The sequence below is a fragment of the Microbulbifer sp. VAAF005 genome (assembly GCF_030012985.1).
Taxonomy (GTDB): Bacteria; Pseudomonadota; Gammaproteobacteria; order Pseudomonadales; family Cellvibrionaceae; genus Microbulbifer.
In genome coordinates, this window is sequence record NZ_CP120233.1 from 5,047,750 (window position 1) to 5,062,791 (window position 15,042).

General features: G+C 49.4%; 12 protein-coding genes and 1 pseudogene. 8 read left to right on the top strand and 5 right to left on the bottom strand.

Going from position 1 to position 15,042, the window contains the following annotated elements; genetic code table 11:
• Positions 1-32: 32 nt before the first annotated feature.
• Positions 33-599: an alkyl hydroperoxide reductase subunit C gene (ahpC, locus tag P0078_RS22715; protein WP_282932142.1), complete on the bottom strand. Its 567-nt coding sequence runs from the start codon at positions 597-599 to the stop codon at positions 33-35.
• A gap of 254 nt (positions 600-853) precedes the next feature.
• Positions 854-1,420, bottom strand: a complete 567-nt coding sequence (gene ahpC, locus P0078_RS22720; protein ID WP_282932143.1) for an alkyl hydroperoxide reductase subunit C — start codon at positions 1,418-1,420, stop codon at positions 854-856.
• Between the two features lie 242 nt (positions 1,421-1,662).
• Here ahpC (P0078_RS22720) and P0078_RS22725 point away from each other — a divergent pair.
• The 3 genes and pseudogenes from P0078_RS22725 to P0078_RS22735 all read left to right on the top strand — a co-directional run bounded on the left by P0078_RS22725 (position 1,663) and on the right by P0078_RS22735 (position 4,132).
• Positions 1,663-2,978, top strand: a pseudogene (locus P0078_RS22725) (DUF2157 domain-containing protein).
• Positions 2,975-3,502 carry a GDYXXLXY domain-containing protein gene (locus P0078_RS22730; RefSeq protein WP_282932144.1) on the top strand — a complete coding sequence of 176 codons (528 nt, stop codon included), beginning with the start codon at positions 2,975-2,977 and terminating at the stop codon, positions 3,500-3,502. The pseudogene P0078_RS22725 and the gene P0078_RS22730 overlap by 4 nt, the downstream one beginning before the upstream one ends.
• 69 nt (positions 3,503-3,571) lie before the next feature.
• A complete protein-coding gene (locus tag P0078_RS22735) occupies positions 3,572-4,132 on the top strand; it encodes a CPBP family intramembrane glutamic endopeptidase (RefSeq protein WP_282932145.1) in 561 nt (186 codons plus the stop codon).
• 322 nt (positions 4,133-4,454) lie between these two features.
• Here P0078_RS22735 and P0078_RS22740 read toward each other — a convergent pair whose 3' ends face one another.
• Positions 4,455-5,039, bottom strand: coding sequence for an exopolysaccharide biosynthesis protein (locus tag P0078_RS22740; RefSeq protein WP_282932146.1), 585 nt, complete (start codon positions 5,037-5,039; stop codon positions 4,455-4,457).
• A 382-nt stretch (positions 5,040-5,421) separates the two neighbouring features.
• Here P0078_RS22740 and P0078_RS22745 point away from each other — a divergent pair, with 382 nt between their 5' ends.
• Positions 5,422-6,021 (top strand): CPBP family intramembrane glutamic endopeptidase, encoded by a 600-nt coding sequence (locus P0078_RS22745; RefSeq protein ID WP_282932147.1) that lies wholly within the window; start codon positions 5,422-5,424, stop codon positions 6,019-6,021.
• 109 nt (positions 6,022-6,130) lie between these two features.
• On the opposite strand, the gene P0078_RS22750 is transcribed toward P0078_RS22745, so the two are convergent.
• Together P0078_RS22750 and P0078_RS22755 are read right to left on the bottom strand one after the other, a co-directional pair.
• Complete coding sequence (locus P0078_RS22750; protein WP_282932148.1) at positions 6,131-6,778, bottom strand: NAD(P)H-binding protein; 648 nt, start codon at positions 6,776-6,778, stop codon at positions 6,131-6,133.
• 217 nt (positions 6,779-6,995) lie between these two features.
• Positions 6,996-7,424, bottom strand: a complete 429-nt coding sequence (locus P0078_RS22755) for a DUF4174 domain-containing protein (protein WP_282932149.1) — start codon at positions 7,422-7,424, stop codon at positions 6,996-6,998.
• Between the two features lie 258 nt (positions 7,425-7,682).
• On the opposite strand from P0078_RS22755, the gene P0078_RS22760 reads away from it, so the two are divergent.
• The 4 genes from P0078_RS22760 (at position 7,683) to P0078_RS22775 (ending at position 15,016) form a co-directional block, all read left to right on the top strand.
• Positions 7,683-9,098 (top strand): MFS transporter, encoded by a 1,416-nt coding sequence (locus tag P0078_RS22760; protein ID WP_282932150.1) that lies wholly within the window; start codon positions 7,683-7,685, stop codon positions 9,096-9,098.
• Between the two features lie 244 nt (positions 9,099-9,342).
• A complete protein-coding gene (locus P0078_RS22765; RefSeq protein ID WP_282932151.1) occupies positions 9,343-9,852 on the top strand; it encodes a hypothetical protein in 510 nt (169 codons plus the stop codon).
• A 2-nt stretch (positions 9,853-9,854) separates the two neighbouring features.
• Complete coding sequence (locus P0078_RS22770; protein WP_282932152.1) at positions 9,855-11,885, top strand: tetratricopeptide repeat protein; 2,031 nt, start codon at positions 9,855-9,857, stop codon at positions 11,883-11,885.
• Complete coding sequence (locus P0078_RS22775; protein ID WP_282932153.1) at positions 11,882-15,016, top strand: tetratricopeptide repeat protein; 3,135 nt, start codon at positions 11,882-11,884, stop codon at positions 15,014-15,016. The genes P0078_RS22770 and P0078_RS22775 overlap by 4 nt, the downstream gene beginning before the upstream one ends.
• Positions 15,017-15,042 lie beyond the last annotated feature (26 nt).

Sequence of the window (15,042 nt, forward strand, 5' to 3'; positions counted from 1 at the left end):
CCTTTTGCTGGGCCGGGTCAGAGGTATTTGGGTTAAATCTTTCCTACCAGGTCGAGGGAGGGGGCTAGGGTCTCTTCGCCTTCTTTCCACTTGGCCGGGCAGACTTCACCTGGATGAGCGGCGATGTACTGGGCCGCTTTGATCTTGCGCAACAGCTCGCTGGCATCGCGGCCGATTCCGCCGGCAGTGATCTCGACAATTTGGATGCGGCCTTCCGGGTCGATTACAAAGGTGCCGCGATCGGCGATGCCTTCCTCTTCGATCATCACACCGAAGTTGCGGGTGATGGTGCCGGTGGGGTCGCCGATCATCGGGTATTGGATTTTGCCGATGGTGTCGGAAGAGTCGTGCCAGGCTTTGTGGGTGAAGTGGGTATCGGTAGATACGGAGTAGATCTCAACCCCCAACTTCTTGAACTCTTCATAGTTGTCGGCGAGATCGCCCAGCTCAGTGGGGCAGACAAAGGTGAAGTCTGCGGGGTAGAAGAAGAATACGGCCCACTTGCCTTTAACGTCGGCGTCGCTGATATCGAAGAAGTTGCCGTTCTGATAAGCCTTGGCATTAAAGGGTTTCAGTTGGGATTCGATGTAACGTGACATGGGTAGCTCCTTATTCATCACTGTCTTGTCGGTCGTTGTCTGGGAACGGGATTTATACTATCGATTAGTTGCCTTTAATAAAAATTATCAATATCTATATGTTTGATAGTATTTGGTAATTACAGCTTAAATTTCGATAGCTTTTTATTTGTGGGTGACTTGAGAGGCGTGGGTGGTTCCAGGTAGCAAAAACGACAATGCCCGCCAAAAGGGCGGGCAAAGCCGGTTCCAGTCCTGTGAGGGCTTGGGAAGTTTTAAATTTTGCCTACCAGGTCGAGAGAGGGGGCCAGGGTTTCCTCGCCTTCTTTCCATTTTGCTGGGCAAACTTCACCGGGGTGAGCAGCGATGTACTGGGCAGCTTTGATCTTGCGCAGTAGCTCGCTGGCATCGCGGCCGATACCGCCAGCAGTGATTTCTACAATTTGAATACGGCCTTCCGGGTCAATGACGAAGGTGCCACGATCTGCAATGCCTTCTTCCTCAATCATTACGCCGAAGTTGCGGGTAATTGTGCCGGTAGGGTCTCCGATCATCGGGTACTGGATCTTGCCGATGGTGTCAGAGGAGTCGTGCCAGGCCTTGTGGGTGAAGTGGGTATCAGTGGAGACTGAGTAGATCTCTACGCCCAGCTTGTTAAATTCTTCATAGTTGTCTGCCAAATCACCCAGCTCAGTAGGGCACACAAAGGTGAAATCGGCGGGATAAAAGAAGAATATGGCCCATTTTCCTTTGACGTCAGCGTCACTGACATCGTGGAATTCGCCATTTTGGTAGGCTTTGGCGGTAAACGGCTTGAGTTCGGATTCGATATAGCGGGACATGGTTAGCTCCTTATTGGTGCCTGGCTCTTAACTTTGATGTTGTTCATGCTATTGGTTGAGCTTCAATAATAGAAATTAACAATTTAAATGTCTGAGATAGTTTTCTGCTATCTAGGCAGCCTGGCGATAATTTAGTCTGCAATCCGTACCAATTTGAGGTCGTCGGTTACATCGGGGATACTCGGGACCAAAGTAATAATACCCATCCATCGTGTGTGGGTAATTTTTCACAAGGCGCATCTATGCGATTGATTCGGTTGCTTAAGCATGACTTGGCCCGAGAGGCCGGAGATTGGGTTGAAGACGGTGTGATCAGTGAAGCTCAGGCTGAGCAGATCTGTGCCCGCTATGAAGTGGATTATCACCGGGCGCAAGAAAGAACACTTGGATATCGTATTTTGATTGGGTTGGCCTATCTCTTTATCGGGCTGGCGGTGATTACACTGATTGGGGCCAATTGGGAGGAAATCCCCAGATCGCTGCGAATGGGGGGCTGATCGCTTTGACCTTGGTGACCCAGGGAGTGGCGTTTAAGGTTTACCTGTCTGGAGACAGGAAGGCCGGAGAGGGCTTGTTCTTATTGGGCAACCTATTTTTTGGTGCGGCGATTATCTTAATCGCACAGATATACCATTTGGGCGAGCATATGCCAGATGGTATTTTCTGGTGGGCACTGGGCAGTTTGCCATTTGCCTTAATTACCCGCAGCCCGTGGATTGCAGAGCAGTCTTTGCTCTTGGCTTTGCTTTGGTTCTTCCTGGAGTCGAGTTTAGGCTTTTACCCCGTCCTGTTCCCAATCTTCTTGCTGGGGGCCCTCTATATCCTGTTAAGTGGTCGTGCGAGTGTGATTCTCTTGCTGACCTTTATCTTTGGCTTAGGTTTTTGGCTGGAATTTTCCCTGTCAGAATTTTGGCGTTTGCAGGACGGGAAATTTAGTGCGGATATTTACCCGGAGAACCTTGCTGTTGCAGTCTCACTCTTTATCCTGATGTATTGCTTTGCCCATTGGTTGGCAACTCGCCCGTCGGCGGTAGCCAAGGACTACGCAGCAGTAATCTCTATTTGGTGCCTTCGGTTTACTTTAATTGGCTTACTGATTTTTAGCTTTGAATATCCCTGGGAGCAGATGATAGAAGCCCCTTGGAGTCACCAACCCTCTATGTGGGCGGTAGTGGGGATTATGTCTACCGTAGCGATAGTGTTGGCGCTGCTGTCTCAGAGGTTGCTATTCGGACTGGGGTTGTGCGGTGTTTTTGCGGTAGTACTTGCATTCGTAACGAATGCCGGCTCCAGTGATTACGCAGTTTGGTTACAAATTTTTACAAACTTTGTCCTGATTGCCTGTGGAATCTGGTTGATCTTTAGGGGTATTCACGATGGTATCTCGCATTACTTCTTCCTCGGAGTTATGGCGGTCCTGTTGACGGCTCTGCTGCGCTATATTGACTTGATTGGCGACTATATAGGAGCAGCTCTCCTGTTTATTCTCTTTGCAATTTTATTGCTGGCAGCAGCCAAGTATTGGAAATATCACCAGGCGGGGGAAAGTTTGCGATGAAGCGTGGGGTTGTGATTGGCCTGGTTGCCGCCATTGGTGTGCAGTTTTCTATTCTGGTGGGAATGTATATTAAGGCCCAAATGCCCCTTTGGAAGGGGCAGCCTGTTTCAGTAAAAACTGTTCCTGTAGACCCGCGTTCGCTGTTTCGGGGTAACTATGCTCAATTAAGTTACCCCTTTTCCTCCTTGGATAAAGCCTTGTTTAAAGGGCAGGGACGGCTGCGCCAGGGAGAGGTGGTTTATGTGGGCTTAGAGAAAGGCGCATCCGGATTATATGAACAGGCCTCTGTCAGTCTTGAACAACCACAGGGCGGAGTCTTTATTCGAGGGCGGGTAGCCGGCCAAAATTTTTGGAATTCATCAGATAGCTACCGGGTTCGCTATGGTATTGAAGCCTACTTTGCTCCGAAGGAAAAAGCCCTGGACCTGGAAAAACAATTGCGGGACGGTGGCGTGGCCGAATTGATGATTTCTGCGGATGGGCGAGCGAGCTTGAAGGTTGTCAGAGGCTCAGGAAATCAATAGGCAAAGGGAAAAATCAGGAATGGAAGCGATTGGTCCGGCACGGCGCAGCCTGCCGGTTTTCTTTTTTTAATGGATATTCAACTGGGCTGTCTATTGCTTGCAGCTCTGGGTCTCTACCTCGTGCCAATGGAAGTTTCATTTGTTGGTGATACGGTATGGCTGCAACTGCTGTTGGGATTGTTAGGCGCTATTGTCACATTTGCGGTAGTACTGACATTAGCTCGTTCTGAGACGCTATTTGGGAAAATGCTGCGGCTCCACTGTACTCAATTGACCCCGCTATTTTCCAAGTTGTCCCCATCACAGATGGTATGGGTTGCTTTAGCTGCGGGTGTTTGTGAGGAGCTGTTGTTTCGTGGTTTTCTACAGTCTTGGCTCTCCCAGCTCAGTACGCCATTCCTCGGTTTATTGGGTGCATCACTGATATTCGCATTACTGCACTGTGTTTCCTGGGTGTACTTCTTCCTTACCTTTATGATTGGGCTTATTTTAGGCATTTTCTACCAAATGTCCGGGGGCTTGGTGGGGGCGATTGTTTGGCATGCGGTATACGACCTTTTGGCAATTTTCGCCATAGTGCACTTTCCCCATTTGCTCGGATTAAAAAATCAAGTCTTAAAGCGAGGGTAAGTAGCCAGCTTTGGTCTGGATACCTGCAGAGATATTACGGAATTATTCGGGGGCTCCTAGGGAGCCTCTGAATAACTCCATAATGCCTCTGCGGGCCTTGAAGGCTACAGATGTTAGGCGCAGCTCGCCGCGAATGGCTCGGTCCTTTGCAAGAGCTGCAACGCAGCAGCTGTGGCCTTCAAGGCCCGCCCTTCGGGGCTTGCAGAGCGATTCACACTCCGCGTTGCGACTTCTTGAAAGGTCTAGACATTCCTGCGAAGCCGCGCCTTGATTGTGAACCGCTCTGCAAGCCAGAGGTATCACGGAGTTATTCAGAGGCTCCCTAGATCACGGCAACGATCACCACTAGTACCAGGGAGGCCGTTAGGATAAAAGCAATAAGCGCTAAGAGTCCGTCTCGAGCTGCCAGCGATAGCCCAAAAATGGTGAGAGCGAGACCAGCAGTTGAGGCAGAGAAGGGGATTACTTCCATTATTGGCAGGGTCAATGCAATAAAAATGCAGGTTCCAGCAATAGCGTAGGTGCCATATCGGCGCACGATAAAATCCATCCGTGGCTGAATCCAGCGGTCGGCAAACCGGGCGGGCTTTTCCATCCAGTGCAGGGCATCCATCAGCTTCTCGCTGGATATGGAGCGGTTGATCAACCACTGTGGAAGCCAGATATAGTTGCGCTTCATCAGCAGTTGTAGGGCAAACAGTAGTAGCAATACGCCCATCGCGGTAGACATTCCGGGAATACCGCTCAGAGGGGAAAACAGGATCAACCCGATAAGGATAAGGAATGGGGCAAAGGATCGAAGCCCCACAGCCTCAATAACATGCTGGATGGAGATTTTCTCCTGCCCCTGACTTTTCTCCTCAATATCCTTCAGCAGCTGGCCCAGTCCTATGATTTCTTGTGTCATGGTTGGAATTAGTTGCTGTGTAGTTTCTTTGCAAGACAATCTACTGATAAGAGGGCTGGAAACCGGGTAGTCTCTACAAGCTATCCGGTTCCAGAGATATTGTCGAGCATAGCACTGTGACTGGCTTTTCGGCTAAAGTCAGGCAGTTTTTCAAAGGGGATAAGCTGTCTGGCGTCAAACTAAACGGATAGAGATAGGCTGTTGGCGGAGGATTATGCCTGTCATCATTTTCTGTTAGATTATTGCCGATGGCGGGTGTGCTTATTTCGGCTGATTGAATTTCGATGTGGTTTCTAGTTGATACGGAATCCTAAGGCAGTCTGTTTAGGTACTGAGCCACTCGATTACCTCGATAAACTACGAATAAAAAGGACGGTCACAAATGGATGCTGTTGACCAGACAAAAGGGAATCCACCAGTTTTTCTTTTATTAATTGGCACTCAGGTTGTTTGCTTGTTGCTGGCCCTTCTGGGCTTTTATCTGGCTTCACCCAAGGTAGTGATCATTGGTGATAGTGTAGGGTTACAAGTAATAATTGGCATCATTGGAGCGATGGCTACCTATGGTGTGATGTTGTCGTTAACTCGCTCAGAAACGACCCTCGGCATGTCAATGCGGCGTCAATCGATCGCCCTGATTCCACTATTTTCACGATTGTCTTTCTTTCAACTGCTGTTGGTTTCTGTTGTAGTCGGAATTTGTGAAGAGCTTTTGTTTCGGGGGTTTTTGCAGTCCTGGTTGTCAGAACTTAGCTCGCCATTGTTGGGGTTACTAATTTCCGCAATTGCATTTGCGCTACTTCATTTCTCATCTTGGACCAATTTCTTTCTGACTTTGGGAATTGGTGTGGTTTTAGGTGTGGTTTACCAAGTGTCCGGAAGTTTATTGGGAGTAATAATCTGGCACGCAGTCTACGATGCAATTGTCCTTATTGTTTTGACTCAATATCCGCATTGGCTAGGGATTAAAGTAAAAGAATAACCGCAATATTCGGGAGCGATTTACTTGTTTTAAACTCCCGAATTTAACCTTTGGGGTTTAAGGAGCCTCCCAGATTCGCCGAGACATTACGGAATTATTCAGAGGCTCCTTAAGTATTGAATAACTCATCCAAACGCAGGGTCTCAACCCCTGTTCGTTCTTGTTGACTTAAATAAACCATTTTTTTGGCTACTTCACGCCCCTCAATGGGCCTATAACGTCTCAGCCCCGGCAGCATACAAATTACTGGTAGGAGGATGCCTCCGATTTTCTCACCGGGTCGGGCATTTGCACGATCTCCGAGGAGTAGGGAGGGTTGCAGTATACTGATACGCTTAAATGGAAGTTTCTTGATTTTCTCCTCCAGCTCACCCTTCATACGTAAGTAAGCGCTGGTGCTATTGGCATTGGCCCCGCTGGATGAAACCAGTAAGTAATGGCTGACCCCTGCCTCCGCTGCCAATTGGGCCGCTTTGTATTGATATTCAACGTCAACCTTGTGCTGGGCGGCTAGGCTGCCGGCTTGCTTGCGAGTGGTTCCCAGGCAGGAAAATAGAGTATTTCCCTGAAAAAGAGGAGCAGCCTCCTCCAACCGATCAAAATCGACAATATGATTATGTATTCTTTGACTTGCAGTGGCTTTGGGGCGTCGAGTGAGGGTAAGTACTTCATCAAAGACTTCTTCACCAGCCAGTTGCTCTGTGAGATGGCCACCGATAAGGCCCGTAGCTCCGAGGATAATGGCTCTTTTGCTCATTGGAGGTTGATTTCCATTGGGTAGATGTTCGCAAGGCTAATAGCGTACTTTAGCGCAAAGATGTCTATGTTTGTTAAAAGTTGCCAGCTGGAAAGGGTGTCTGGTGAGCAAAGAAGGCCGAAGCGTAATTAACTGAGGGAAATCTAACTCTGGGGTTTCTCAGTAATACTGGAGGATACAAAAATTCTCTATCAGATTGTGGATGTTCAATAATTGTTCACTGTGCAGATCCTTGCTGCATCTCATTGCGTCGCATGGGCATGCTGTCGATACGTTGAAAAATTTCGACGGCTGAGAATTTATCGGCTTTATACTTTACTTCCCCATCCTTCCCTATAAGAAGTACTTGCATTGCTGGTTCTTGCAGATATTTTTCCCGTACATTTTTAGCAAAATTGTCTGTGACTTTACCGGGAAAGTTAGTCTCAAGGGTGTCGTTAGAGAATAGGAACCATATCAAGTTTCTCTCTGCAAACTGCGGCGCTAACTTGAGTAATTCATTGATTGTGCTATTGGGGTCTTCCGGGATATTCAGTAATAGAATGCGGTTTTTCCACTGGAAATCTTTTAGGTCGTTCACCGTAGATCCCTGGGCGAATGTAGAAGAAGTCAACAGAACCAAGACAAGCACAATGAACTTATGCATTTACTAATCTCATCTATTAGCGTGATCTTAGGGGGCTCAGTAGGCTATCCAATCACTAATTCAATTTTCCGGTGCTTGGATGTCCTTTAAGCATAAGATATGAGCTGCCAGTTACAAGGCAGATGATGATCCGTATCCACAGTGAAAACTGACTAGTCAAAAGGCGTGTAAATGAGCGAGTGGTCTAGGCTCTAGGCGGGAGTATTAAAAATATATCGCAAGCTAATTAGGTTCTGAAGGATTACCTGAGCGGCTCGGGTGTCGAGTGAATTACGCAGTATGGCTAAACAGAGCGGCAAAATTACACGAGATCAGTACTTGGGGTTGGCTGCATTAGTTCTCGCGGCCTTCCTTATTAGTAATGACTATACCGCTTTTGCCCCCGCACTACCTGCCATCGAAAGAGAATTCAATGCAGACATAACTAGCTCCCAGTGGATCATTAACGGCTACGCCTTGGTTTTTGGTGTTTTCATCATAACCGGTGGCCGCTTGGCGGATATCTATGGCCGCCGCAGAGTATTTATGATTGGAGCGGGAATATTCGTTTTCTTTGCCGTGCTGGGTGGCTTGGCAATGGATATGTGGATGTTATTGATATCCCGCGCATTGATGGGAGTGGGTGCGGCATTGATGTGGCCGTCCACTTTGGCAATGACTTTTAATTTGTTGACCTATGAAAGGTCAGGGTTGGCGGGTGGTATCCTGATGGCCACCTGTGGGTTAGCGAATGCAGCTGGACCAGTTTTGGGTGGGGTGCTCGCAGATTTTTTCAGTTGGCGATGGATTTTCTTCGTTAATATTCTCCTCACTCTGGCAACAATGCTGGCTTGTTGGTGGGCAGTGCCCCCCGATAAACCTCGTGACACCGAGGAAAAAATAGACTTCTTCGGTGTGCTACTATTATGCACCTCGCTATTTTGTTTGCTTTTTGCACTGGATGTTTCCGCGGAAATTGGTTTCAAGCATCCTGTGGTTATCAGCCTGATCGTTGTGTTCCTGGTGTTGCTCTGCCTGTTTACCATCGTGGAGTATCGAGTTGGTAAAGATGCCCTGATTCCCCCTGATATTGCAAAGAACCGGAAGTTCCTAGCGGTAGGTGTTACGACACTCCTAATCTCGGTAGTATTCCTATCGGCAATTCTCTATGTCCCCCAATTTTTGGCGAATTTTCGTGGTTACTCAGCATTTCAGGCCGGTTTATCTTTGGTCCCTTTAATGGTCGTATCGGGGCTGGTTGCTATTATCTCCGGCCGCTTCTATGAGCTAGCTGGACCAAAATTACTCGTCTCATTAGGTATTTTGGGGATGAGTGTTGGAATGTTCATGCTCTCGAACCTGACTTCGGACACGGGTTTTCTGGATATGTGTCCGGGCTTGGTCGTGTTGGGAGTGGGTATTGGGCTGTTCAATCCATCCAGTACGACTGCGGGTATTACGGTGGTGGAACCTCACCGTGCCAGCTTGGCAGGCGCTATCCTATATATGTTTAAAATTGGTGGCGGTGCGGTTGGTTTGGGTATGAATGCTACAATCATTGCCTTCGCTCCAGATATACCTTCGGGTATAGATAGAGCTTTTACAGTAAATGCTTACCTAGCCTTGGTTGGTTTGATTGTTTGCATGTTCTTTGTGATCGGTAGGCCAGAGAGCCAAAGCGGAGAGCTTTCTTGATCGCAAGTGAAGTGCGTCTCACTTCTTTTGTGCTGTAGATCTCTTTTATTTGCTGGAAGTGCTTTTTTCAAAATTTATCCATTCTTTGAGTTTTTGTGAGATTTGAATTTCCTCACATCTGATTAACCCTCTATTCAATACAATGCCGCAGCTCAAGGCTCTGTTGTGCCTGGGTTTATTGCGGTCCTGTTCCAGATTATCTGACAGGAATTGATAGTTTAGGGTTGGGTCGGAGGTAGGCCACATGTTCAGAATTCTTCAGATTGTACTTTTCTTTCTGTTGGCCAGTACTGGGCATGCTCAGACTATTGATAGAGATGATATCCGTGGCCTGGATGAGCAGATTCAGGATGTTAAGAAAGATGTTATTGATCTCACTGCTGAGTTGTCACAGCTGGAGGAAAAGCTCTTATTCCCCTCTAATACGCAGGTAGCTCTTTTTGTCTCGGTGGCTGATGAAAAGCCCTTCGAGCTGGAGTCGGTTGAGGTCACACTGAATGGCAAATTAGTTGCCCATCATCTCTATACCTACCGGGAAATTGAGTCCCTGCAAAAAGGTGGGGTACAAAAAATATACACTGGCAATGTGCAAGTGGGTGGGCACCCATTAGAGGTTAGTTTTCTCGGTAAAACCCCATCAGGAAAAGAGTATCGAGCCACAGCTTCCTACACTGTAGAGAAGGCAGTGGGTCCTAAATTTGTCGAGATTAAGGTTCTGGGAACCGAGTCCACGATAAACTTCAAGGACTGGTAATCATGCTCAGGTCCCTGGTAAATGTGTTGTCCTGTCAAACCAGGATGATGCTTGGTGCTCTATCCCTTTGTTCTTTGGCTGCTCTCCCCGCTGCAGCGGGGACTGAATCGCAGGAAGAACTTAAAGACCTGTTTTTCGGTGCGGCAATGTTTCATGCCCATCAGGAAAGTTATTTTGATGCGATTGTGGCACTGGACACAGAACTTGCTCAGTATCACCGCTTAGATCAGCCCGAACTCGATCCTTTCAGTGCGCACTTGGGGCAAGCTGAGTTTTCGGTGGGTGACTTGGAATTGTCCTACCGAATGCACAGGGAGGCCGGGCGGGCTATTGAGGCTGTACTGCAGGGAAATGTTTCCCAGCCGGTGCGCAATGAAGCCGCGTATCGGCTGGCAAAAATTCACTATCACAAACAACAGCCGCGCAATGCCTTACACGCCCTGGAAATGATTGACGGGCGGGTTCCCGAGAGGGTCCGTGCAGATGAGCAGTTTTTGCGTGCTCGAGTCTATATGCAGCTCGGTCGATTCGAGGAGGCCGTAGAACTGCTGCAAGACCTGAAGGGTGAAGAGTCGCTAGAGGGCTTTGTTTCCTTCAATTTGGGTATTGCTCAACTGAAGGCGGGAGAAGAGGAGCGCGGTGTTCTGGAGTTGACTGCACTGGGAAGAAAGCGCAGTTCAGAGGCGGCCCTGCAGGCCCTTTACGATAAAACCAACCTCTTATTGGGCTCTCATTTAATGGAGCTGGGCAAGCTGGATATGGCGCGCCCCTATTTTGATCGTGTAAATCTCGATGGCCCTTTTTCAAATAGGGCGCTGCTGGGTGCTGGCTGGGTAGAGGCCCGCGCGGGTCGCTATGACCGGGCACTGGTGCCCTGGAAGCTGTTGCAAGACCGCAAAGGCACCAATGAGCCAGTGCAAGAGGTCATGTTGGCGGTGCCCTATGCCTACGGCAAACTGGATGTCCACAGTACTGCTGCAATTAATTACGGCCGCGCCTTAGACGCTTTCGGGCGTGAGATCGATACCCTCACACAGTCTATTCATAGTATTCGCAAAGGTAAGTTCCTTGAGGCGCTGCGTCGTAAAGAGGCCACCCAGGTACAGAACTGGGTAGTGGCCTTGCGCAATTTACCGGAAGCCCCCGAGACCCATTACTTACTCGACCTGATGGCGTCCAATGACTACCAGGAGTTTCTGCGGAATTATCGCGACCTCAACGATTTATATGAGCGCAATGAAGAGTGGCTAAAAAGCCTGACAGCCTACGAAGATATTATTCGTATTCGCCGCAACTATTACGAACCCCTGTTGCCGGAGCTGGACAGGCAATTCCGTGAACTCGATGCCCGTATCCAACTGCGGATGGAGCAGCGTGACCAATTTGCCAATCGTATAGAGCAGATGCTGATCTCCCGTCGCCCAGAATACCTGGCAACGGCCGAAGAGCAGGAAGCGCGATTGAAGCTCCTGGAACTTAGCGGAAAAATTGCTGAGCATCCCCAGGGCTTTACTGAAACTACTTTGGAGCGGGTTCAGCGGCTCAAAGGTGTTTTGGACCTGCGTCTTTCCTTTGAGTACGACCAGCGTTTGACCGAAGCCTACAAACACCTGGCGGAATTAAACCAGGAGATCGAAAGTCTCCAGTCTGTTTACGATTCCTTTGTGCGCAGTCGCCAGGCGGCAACTCACAGCTATACCGGTTACGACCGCGATATTACTCGTTTGCGCGCGCGTATCCAGCAAACCCAACGGCGACTGAAAACCCTGATGGCGCGCCAGGGCACCATGCTTGAGGCATTGGCAATTGCTGAGTTGGAACGCCGTCGCGCACAGTTGGAAAGTTATCAAATTAAAGCCCGCTTCGCCCTGGCAGACAGCTACGACCGCGCTAATGAGCTTCAGGAGCAGCGTGAAGATGAATTTAAGGTAGAGCAGCACAAGGCGCTGTTGGAAGAGCAAATTCCTGAGGAGAATCCAGCGGAGATGGAGCCGGTGGAGGAAGAAGAATCAGCAGAGGGAGGTGATTCGTGAGTAAGTTGCTCAAATCTAAATCTCGAGCTGGTAAATCTCTCAATCGCGCCGTCGGTCTTCTCTCTGTACTTATAGTGCTAGGGGGTTGTGCGGGAAACAGCGGCAAGACCATCGGCAGTCTCCAAAATGTCGAAGTAGAAATTAAGGAAGAGCATATTGATGGCAGCCTGGAGAAGGCACTGGCCAGCTACCAGAAGTACTTGCAGGAAACTCCTGAATCCAAGCTGACCCCCGAGGCTATGCGCAGGATTGCCGACCTGAAAATCAAGCAGGCACACCGCGCTGAAGATGCAGAATTCGATAACCTTGCTGGAGTTGCTGCTGGAAGCGGGGCGGTGATCTCTGTCGATGCGTCAGAAGCTATGGCTGAAAATACCCTGGATGCTCCAGAGATGACAGCACCGGTGGCCAAGGTAGAGCCGGTAGTGACTGAAGCGCAGGATCCTGGGGTTGTCGAGTCCGACGAGGAGTTTGAAACCCGGGCAAGTGGCAGCATAGAAATAGCTGCAGATGAAACCCCGCTTGAAGCGCCGGGCGTTGATTCTGAAGAGATGATGTCAGCCAATGCCCGCGAGGCCATCGATCTCTATATTAAATTGCTGCAAAAGTACCCCCTATACCACCGCAACGACCAGGTGATGTATCAGTTATCCCGGGCTTATGAAGAAGCGGGAGAGATTGATGCAGCGGTGGATGTATTGCGCCAGCTGGTGGCCAACTATCCGGACTCGCGACATATCGATGAATCCTGGTTCCGGCTGGGCGAATACTATTTTACCCGCAAGAAGTTTCTCGATGCGGAAGAGTCCTACGGAAAAGTTATCGATATTGGTGTGATATCCAGTTTTTACGAGCTTGCCCTGTATAAACGCGGTTGGGCGCTGTTTAAGCAAGATATGTATGAAATGGCCCTGGATGACTATATCGCCATGCTGGATTACAAAGTTTCCCAGGGATATGACTTCGACCAGCAAAACAATAAAGGCGAGCGCAAGCATATTGACGATACTTTCCGTGTGGTCAGCTTGAGCTTTTCTTACCTGGAAGGTCCTGATTCGGTTGTCGATTACTTCTCCCGCAAGGGCAATAGAGATTACGAATTCCGGGTATATAGCCAGCTGGGTGAATATTATTTGGAAAAGCGTCGCTACCAGGATGCGGCAAAATCCTATATTGCGTTTGTTGATCGAAACCAGTTGCACAGAGTATCTGCGGATTTCTCAATTCGTGTTATTGAAATCTACAGTAAAGGCGGATTCCCCAAGCTGGTGCTGGAAGCGAAGAAGGATTTCGCCACTACTTATGCACTTAATGCCGATTACTGGACTGTCTTCGATATTAATGAATACGGAGAGGTGGTTGCCTTCCTGCAGACCAACCTGATCGACCTCGCCGGGCACTACCATGCGGCTTACCAGAACAAGAAGTTAAAAGATAAGAAGGCCGAGAATTATCGCGAGGCGATTCACTGGTATCGAAGCTATCTCGATTCCTTCCGGGAAACTGAGCGCGCACCGGAAATCAATTATCAGCTTGCCGGATTGATGTTGGAAAACCGGGATTTCCATGGTGCAGCTCTGGAGTATGAGCGCACGGCCTATGAATATCCTGCGCATAAGGATTCCAGCGAAGCAGGCTACGCAGCGGTTTACGCTTATCGCGAACATCTGGCCAATAACTTAAAAGATGCAACGGATGAGCAGCGTGCACCACTATTGCGGGAAATTATCCGTTCATCGCTGACATTTGCAGCCACATTCCCTCAGCATGCCAAAGCCCCTCAGATCATGCTTGGAGCGGTGGAGGATCTTTACGGGTTAAAAGACTATGCCCCGACGATCGCCAATGGCCGTTCACTGTTGGAGCAGTTCCCCACTGCGGAGCAGGAGATTAGACGTTCTGCCTGGCTGCTGGTGGCTCACGCTTCTTTCGATACTGCGGCCTTTGCGGATGCAGAAATCGCTTACGGTGAAACTTTGATGCTGACTGCCCAGGATGCAAAGGATAGGGCGGGTCTGGTAGATAACCTGGCGGCTTCCATCTACCAGCAGGGTGATATGGCCCGTAAGCAGGAGGATCATGCAACCGCAGCGAATCATTTCCTGCGTATTCGAGGTGCTGCACCTGGCGCGACCATTCTGGCTACGGCGGAGTACGATGCTGCCGCATCATTGATAGTGCTTAAGGATTGGGTACAAGCGGCAACGGTATTAAATAACTTCCGCAGTCACTTCCCGGAGCATGAGCTGGCGAAAGATGTCACCAAGAAGTTGGCAGTGGTTTACCAGGAGAGCGGTGAGCTGTTGCTGGCAGCTGCGGAATTTGAGCGTATTGAGCGGGAATCCGAGGACGATGAAATACGCCGTGAGGCCTTAACCCAGGCGGCAGATCTTTATGCAGCGGCTGAAGATAGCGCTAAAGCGCTGTCTGTTTTGCGTCGCTACGTCGATTATTTCCCCGAACCCATGGAGCCGGCGCTGGAGACTCGCCAGAAAATTGCCGATATCTACAAAGTGTCCGGGAATCAAAAGCTTTACATGGCAGAGCTTCGTGAACTGGTGAAAGTTGAGTCCCGCGGTGGTTCCCAGCGCAGCGACCGCACCCGTTATCTCGCAGGTAATGCGGCCCTGCTATTGGCTGAACCCAGTTTTGAGGCTTTCACCCAGGTGGATTTGGTTGCGCCTATCGAGAAAAGCCTCAACCTCAAGCGCAAGCGTATGAAAGCAGCCACCCGTGCATTTACTGACCTGATTGATTATCAGGTGGCCGATGTGACCGCTGCGGCAACCTTTTACCTGGCTGAAATTTATCTCCACTTTAGCGTGGCCCTGAAGGACTCTGAACGTCCAACCAACCTGAATGCCCTGGAGCTGGAAGAGTATGAGTTGGCATTGGAGGAGCAGATTTATCCCTTCGAGGAAAAAGCCATTTCTGTTCACCAGAAGAATGTCGAGTTGCTGGGCGTCGGTATTTATAACCCCTGGGTTGATAAAAGTATTGGCAAGCTCGCCAATTTAATGCCCGCTCGCTATGCACGGGTGGAAGAGGCTGGTGAGTATCTCCAGACTATTGTACCCCTGCCGCCAGAGCCGGAATTGCCCTCAGCGGGATCAGCAGTTTCGGGTCACTAATAACAGGCATTTGCCTTTTGGAGTGG

What these genes read in the sequence shown, in the direction of transcription:
- P0078_RS22745 (WP_282932147.1), top strand. Translation starts at nt 5,422, where the DNA reads ATGGATGCTGTTGACCAGACAAAAGGGAATCCACCAGTTTTTCTTTTA.
- ahpC (WP_282932142.1), bottom strand. Translation starts at nt 599, where the DNA reads ATGTCACGTTACATCGAATCCCAACTGAAACCCTTTAATGCCAAGGCT.
- P0078_RS22755 (WP_282932149.1), bottom strand. Translation starts at nt 7,424, where the DNA reads ATGCATAAGTTCATTGTGCTTGTCTTGGTTCTGTTGACTTCTTCTACA.
- P0078_RS22765 (WP_282932151.1), top strand. Translation starts at nt 9,343, where the DNA reads ATGTTCAGAATTCTTCAGATTGTACTTTTCTTTCTGTTGGCCAGTACT.
- P0078_RS22735 (WP_282932145.1), top strand. Translation starts at nt 3,572, where the DNA reads ATGGATATTCAACTGGGCTGTCTATTGCTTGCAGCTCTGGGTCTCTAC.
- P0078_RS22770 (WP_282932152.1), top strand. Translation starts at nt 9,855, where the DNA reads ATGCTCAGGTCCCTGGTAAATGTGTTGTCCTGTCAAACCAGGATGATG.
- P0078_RS22750 (WP_282932148.1), bottom strand. Translation starts at nt 6,778, where the DNA reads ATGAGCAAAAGAGCCATTATCCTCGGAGCTACGGGCCTTATCGGTGGC.
- P0078_RS22730 (WP_282932144.1), top strand. Translation starts at nt 2,975, where the DNA reads ATGAAGCGTGGGGTTGTGATTGGCCTGGTTGCCGCCATTGGTGTGCAG.
- P0078_RS22740 (WP_282932146.1), bottom strand. Translation starts at nt 5,039, where the DNA reads ATGACACAAGAAATCATAGGACTGGGCCAGCTGCTGAAGGATATTGAG.
- ahpC (WP_282932143.1), bottom strand. Translation starts at nt 1,420, where the DNA reads ATGTCCCGCTATATCGAATCCGAACTCAAGCCGTTTACCGCCAAAGCC.